Origin of the sequence: Quyinboa ferrireducens (assembly GCF_042436675.1) — a bacterium.
Taxonomy (GTDB): domain Bacteria; phylum Bacteroidota; class Bacteroidia; order Bacteroidales; family UBA5342; genus JBHJHP01.
The window spans coordinates 1-819 of the sequence record NZ_JBHMVA010000089.1; the positions used below are offsets into that span (position 1 = coordinate 1).

The 819-nt window shown below is 31.4% G+C and carries 1 protein-coding gene; it reads right to left on the bottom strand.

The features are described from left to right. Positions 1-143: 143 nt before the first annotated feature. Positions 144-761 (bottom strand): hypothetical protein, encoded by a 618-nt coding sequence (locus ACE01N_RS20550; RefSeq protein ID WP_380592968.1) that lies wholly within the window; start codon positions 759-761, stop codon positions 144-146. Positions 762-819: the final 58 nt, after the last annotated feature.

Below are 819 nucleotides of genomic sequence, written 5' to 3' on the forward strand. Positions count from 1 at the left end.
TAACGTTCCCGCGGTATGGTGTCGTGCGGTTGACTGTCCCACGAAGTGGAGACTGTCAAGCCGAAAACGACGGCATACGGAATAAGGTTTTGTAGATTAAAATAAAACCGCATGCACTATGCACCGCGTGTTGTATGGCGTTATTATTTTTCTTCATTCAACGTCTCAATGTCGGTTTTAAATATTTTTATAAATTCATCTTTAATATTCTGTCTGTTTTTGCTAATTATTTTACTTATAAACTCATTAATGGTTAAATCTCTATAATCAATAGGGAGTTTGTTATTCTTGAAAAATCTTCCTAAAACAAAACTCAAACCCCAAACAAGCAAAGATGAAATAGAGAGTAAAATAGCTAAATATCCAGGATATGCAAAGGAGAATGCAAACATGGTCTTATCTTCTGAAGCGTACATAATAAAGACTATCAAAGGAAATATGAATATAATGAAAAGTAATAAACTAAAAATTATAGATCTTTCAAGTTGCCCTAAACTGAAAGGGATTACTTCTTTCAAAGCATTAAAATTTCTTTTTTGATTTCTATTGCCTATCAGAATTTCAAATGGAGAATCAAGACTAATGTTTGTAATATTCCTTTCTTTTAATAATTCAAGAATTCTGTTTTTAAGAAAAAGGAAAGCTAAATCATGTCTCAAAATTATATTTTCAGATATTAAAACCAGCACTTTTTCTGAAACTGGAAATCTAATATTATGTTTCTTTTCGAGTTGTTCAATATTTTCAGGATAAGTTCTCATTTAATAGTCAAGGTCATTTTCATAATGCCATACAACGTTCCCGCGGTATGGTGTCGTG

Excerpts from the sequence above, each read along its gene's own strand:
- ACE01N_RS20550 (WP_380592968.1), bottom strand. The coding sequence starts at position 761 with ATGAGAACTTATCCTGAAAATATTGAACAACTCGAAAAGAAACATAAT.